The sequence below is a fragment of the Pseudomonas sp. NS1(2017) genome, from assembly GCF_002269425.1.
GTDB classification, from domain to species: Bacteria; Pseudomonadota; Gammaproteobacteria; order Pseudomonadales; family Pseudomonadaceae; genus Aquipseudomonas; species Aquipseudomonas reactans.
This window is the reverse complement of sequence record NZ_CP022960.1, coordinates 3462515-3467120: the sequence shown is the minus strand read 5'-3', so window position 1 is coordinate 3467120 and position 4606 is coordinate 3462515. Positions and strand designations below refer to the sequence as shown.

3 protein-coding genes and 3 tRNA genes are annotated in these 4606 nt (G+C 60.3%); 3 read left to right on the top strand and 3 right to left on the bottom strand.

Translation table 11 applies throughout. The features are described 5' to 3' along the window. Nucleotides 1-5 precede the first annotated feature (5 nt). Nucleotides 6-82 (bottom strand) — tRNA-Asp (locus CI807_RS16510). 19 nt (nt 83-101) lie between these two features. Next, nucleotides 102-177: transfer RNA gene (locus CI807_RS16505), tRNA-Val, on the bottom strand. 200 nt (nt 178-377) lie between these two features. Here CI807_RS16505 and CI807_RS16500 point away from each other — a divergent pair. From CI807_RS16500 to CI807_RS16490, 3 genes are all read left to right on the top strand, one after another. Beyond that, the gene (locus tag CI807_RS16500) at nt 378-896 is read left to right on the top strand and encodes a sigma-70 family RNA polymerase sigma factor (protein ID WP_095015364.1); all 519 of its coding nucleotides are present in this window, start codon (nt 378-380) and stop codon (nt 894-896) included. Between the two features lie 6 nt (nt 897-902). Further along, nucleotides 903-1874: a FecR family protein gene (locus CI807_RS16495; protein WP_095015363.1), complete on the top strand. Its 972-nt coding sequence runs from the start codon at nt 903-905 to the stop codon at nt 1872-1874. A gap of 78 nt (nt 1875-1952) precedes the next feature. After that, nucleotides 1953-4385, top strand: a complete 2433-nt coding sequence (locus CI807_RS16490) for a TonB-dependent siderophore receptor (RefSeq protein ID WP_095015362.1) — start codon at nt 1953-1955, stop codon at nt 4383-4385. Nucleotides 4386-4528: 143 nt separating this feature from the next. On the opposite strand, the gene CI807_RS16485 is transcribed toward CI807_RS16490, so the two are convergent. Next, nucleotides 4529-4605 (bottom strand) — tRNA-Asp (locus tag CI807_RS16485). Between the last annotated feature and the right edge of the window lies 1 nt (nt 4606).

The window sequence follows — 4606 nt, the reverse complement described above, 5'->3', positions numbered from 1 at the left end:
AAATATGGCGCAGCGGACGGGACTCGAACCCGCGACCCCCGGCGTGACAGGCCGGTATTCTAACCGACTGAACTACCGCTGCGCGTAACACGTAAAACGAATGGTGGGTGATGACGGGATCGAACCGCCGACATTCTGCTTGTAAGGCAGACGCTCTCCCAGCTGAGCTAATCACCCTTCGTTTCGGTGTGGGCGGCATCATACACCAAAAATCCGCAATGTCTTGATTTAAATGCAATTTATTTGAAATATTTTCTCAGGCACGACAAAACCCCGCAAAAGCGGGCTTCTACGCCTTCAAACGCGAGTCTATTGCGTTTACCCGCCCCTTGGCCGCACAATTAAAAACCATTCTCAATAACACTTGAGCCACGCCTATGTCTGTGGGTGAACCGCCCTTCCAACGGGAAATTACCCAGCTCTACAGCGAGCATCATGGCTGGCTGCTCACCTGGCTAAGACGCAAGCTGGGCTGTCGACAGAATGCCGCCGACCTGGCGCACGATACCTTTGCACGCATCCTGAACGCGCGCGAGTCCGTCGCCGGCATTCGCGAACCCCGCGCGTACCTGAGCACCACCGCCCGGCGCCTGCTTATCGACCAAGCGCGGCGCAAGCAGATTGAACAGGCTTACCTGCAAGAATTGGCATTGACGGTGGATGCGCTCGAAGGTTTCCAATCCCCGGAGCAAATCCACACCACCCTCGAAGCCCTCGAACAGATCGCCTTTATCCTGGAAGGCATGCACGAATACTCGCGCCAGGCCTTCGTGCTGTATTACCTCGAAGACATGACCCAGCAACAGATCGCCCGGCAGCTCAAGTTGTCGGAGCGCACCGTGCGCAAGTACCTGATCCAGGCGCTTATGCATTGCAGCCACAGCATGGACACCTGATCAAGCATGTCGGACGTCGAAGAACAAGCCGCCGAATGGCTGCTGCGCCTGCACGATGGCGAATGGGACGAGGCCCAGCAGCAGGCGTTCGAGCGCTGGAAGCAACAAGGCCCGCATCACGCGGCAGCCGCCGCTCGCATGGAAGCCGTCACTTCACGCATGCAGGCCCTGCGCGGTAAAAAAGCCGCTGCCCGCGCCGCTCTGGATGCGGCCTTTGCGCAGCCGAAAACCCGTCGCCGCAAGCACGCCCTGCGCACACTGGTATTGGCGTGCAGCCTGGCGATTCCGGCAGCGGCCTTGTTGATCAGCCCCTATCCGCGGCAGTGGATGGCCGATGTACGAAATGGCCCGAGCCAATGGCAAACCCTGCAACTGGCGGACGGTTCGACACTGACCCTCAATGGCATCAGCGCGGCGAACCTGCACTTTGATAGCCAGCAGCGCCGTATCGAACTGTTGCAAGGCGAAATCCTGGTGGAAGTCGCCCACGACAGCACCCGGCCATTTGTCGTGCAGACGCCCCAAGGCACCCTGCGTGCACTGGGCACACGGTTCGTGGTCAAGCGCGAAGGTGATGTCACTGTGCTGAGCATGCTCCACTCTCGCGTGGCGGCACAAAGCGCGAACGGCCAGCAGACGCTGGAAGTCGATGCTGGGTCGCGGGCCCTGTTGCACAAAAACCAAGTCCGCTTGGTGGGCACTGTCGACCCGAGCAGCATCAACGAAGCCTGGCGCCGCCATCAATTGGTGGTGGAGAACCAGCCCTTGCCCGACGTGCTGGACGAAATCGCCCGGCACCGCAGCGGCCACGTGCAGTTTGATCGCACCGCACTGCAAAGCCTGCGCGTGTCTGCCGTGATCCCCCTGGACGACAGCGACCATGCCTTGCAATTACTCGCGCAAACGTTGCCGATACGGGTGCAGTCCTTCACGCCCTGGCTGATCGTGGTTGGCCCCGCGCCAGCATCCAATAAATAATTATTCGCATTTGCTTCCGGTTTTTTCGAGGTTGCCCGTCAAGGAAGGTAATTCGACACATAAAGGACTGCCTTCCCCATGCACACCCCTTCCTACCCACGCGGACGCTTTCGGCTACTGAAAAGTGCACCGCTGTCCTTGGCCCTCATCACTGCCGGCACCTTGAACATCGGCCTGGCCCAGGCGGACGCCGTCAGCGTCGCCGCCCAGTCCTATGACATCCCCGCTGGGCCGCTGGGCAGTTCGCTCAACCGCTTCGCCCAGCAGGCGGGTGTGGCCATCGTGTTCCAGTCCCACGAACTGGAGGGCCTCAAAGGCCCTGGACTGAAAGGCAACTTCGGGATTCAGGACGGGTTCGACCGGCTGCTGGAAGGCAGCGGCTACCGCGCCGTGAAAGGCGTTCAGGGATACGCCCTGCAACCCGCCCCCATCGCCGGCAACGGCACCATGGAGCTGAGCCCGACCGCCGTCACCGCCAACCAACTGGGCAACGTCACCGAAGGCACCGGTTCCTACACACCCGGCACTATCGCGACCTCCACGCGCCTGGTGCTGACGCCCAAGGAAACCCCGCAGTCCGTGAGCGTGGTTACCCGCCAGCACATGGATGATTTCGGCCTGAACAACGTTGACGACGTGATGCGCCATACACCGGGCATCACCGTTTCCGCCTTCGACACCGAGCGTACCAACTACTACGCCCGGGGCTTTTCGATCAATAACTTCCAGTACGACGGCATCCCCTCGACCGCACGCAACGTCGCTTACTCGGCGGGCAACACCCTGAGCGACATGGCGATCTACGACCGTGTCGAAGTGCTCAAGGGCGCCACCGGCCTGCTCACGGGCGCAGGCTCACTCGGCGCGACGATCAACCTGGTGCGCAAGAAACCCACCGCAGACTTCCAGGGCCACGCAACCCTCGGCGCCGGTTCGTGGGACAACTACCGCAGCGAGCTGGATGTCAGCGGCCCCATGACCGAAAGCGGCAACGTGCGTGGCCGGGCCGTGGCGGCCTATCAAGACAAGCATTCGTTCATGGACCACTACTCGCGCAAGAGCCCGACGTACTACGGCATTATGGAGTTCGACCTGTCACCCGATACGCTGCTGACCGTCGGCGGCGATTACCAGGACACCTTGCCGAAGGGTTCATCGTGGTCGGGCAGTTTCCCGCTGATCAACTCCAAGGGCGACCGCAACAGCGTCAAGCGCTCATTCAACAACGCCGCTGACTGGAGCAGTTGGGAGCAGTACACCCGAACCGTCTTTGCCATGCTCGAACACGACCTGGGCAATGGCTGGGTGACCAAGCTGCAACTGGATCACAAGATCAACGGCTATCACGCGCTGATGGGCTCGATCCAGGGCGACCAACCGCAGCCGGATGGCACCGCGCAACTCACCTCGGGCAAGTACACCGGGGAAACCGTCAGCGATTCCGCCGACCTGTACGTCAGCGGCCCGTTCAACCTCGGCGGGCGCGAGCATGAACTGGTGCTGGGCGGCTCGATCAGCGCATCGGAGTGGAAAGGCAAAGGCTATTGGAACCTCTCCCCCAATATCGTCGACTTCAATAACTGGCACGGCCACGCCACCATTCCGGACTGGGGCAAGCCACAATCCCTGATCGATGACACCGTGCGCCAGACCGGTGCCTACGTGACCACGCGGCTGAACCTCGCCGATGACCTCAAGCTGCTGCTGGGCGGACGCGTGGTCAACTACCAGGTCACGGGCTACAACCCCAACTACCGCGAGTCGGGGCGCTTCGTCCCCTACGTCGGTGCCGTGTACGACCTCAACGACACCTATGCGGTCTACGCCAGCTACACCGACATCTTCATGCCGCAGGAAAACTACAACCGCGACCGCGACAACAAGTTGCTGGAACCGGATGAAGGCCAGAACTGGGAACTGGGCGTGAAAGCCGACTTCCTCGACGGCCGCGTGAACGCCAGCGCAGCGTACTTTGAAATCCACGAGTCCAATCGTGCGCTCTCCGACGACGCCTACAACAACCAGACACCGATCCCGAACAACTACGCCTATAAAAGTAGCAAGGCCGTGACCAAGGGTTATGAACTGGAGATGTCCGGCGAGATTGCCCCCGGCTGGCAACTCCAGGCCGGCTACACCCATAAGGTGGTGCGCGACGACAAGGACGTGAAGATCTCCACCTTCGAGCCCGAAGACCAGGTCAAGCTGTTTACCACCTACAAACTCAAGGGCAACCTGGACAAGCTGACCGTCGGCGGTGGCGTGCGCTGGCAAAGCGTGGGCTGGCAGGACATCTACAACTCACCCCATGGTGGGTATGAAGAGTTTTCCCAGGATGCTTATTGGCTGGTGGACCTGATGACCAAATATCAGGTCACTAAAAACCTGTCGGCGACGCTGAACGTCAACAATATCTTCGACAAGCACTACTACACCAACATCGGCTTCTATAACTCGGCCGCTTACGGTGAGCCGCGCAACTTCATGGTCACTACACGCTGGGATTTCTAGTCGCCCAATAAAAAACGCCGCCGATCATCGGAAATGATCGGCGGCGTTTTTTTGGGTTTTGCAAATCCCAGACAGCAAAAAGCCCGCTCATTGAGCGGGCTTCCTGTGGTGACCTGGCGTTCAGTGTTCCAGGTTACCGAATATGGCGCAGCGGACGGGACTCGAACCCGCGACCCCCGGCGTGACAGGCCGGTATTCTAACCGACTGAACTACCGCTGCG

Coding starts and splice junctions, on each gene's coding strand:
- CI807_RS16495 (WP_095015363.1), top strand. CDS start 903: ATGTCGGACGTCGAAGAACAAGCCGCCGAATGGCTGCTGCGCCTGCAC.
- CI807_RS16490 (WP_095015362.1), top strand. CDS start 1,953: ATGCACACCCCTTCCTACCCACGCGGACGCTTTCGGCTACTGAAAAGT.
- CI807_RS16500 (WP_095015364.1), top strand. CDS start 378: ATGTCTGTGGGTGAACCGCCCTTCCAACGGGAAATTACCCAGCTCTAC.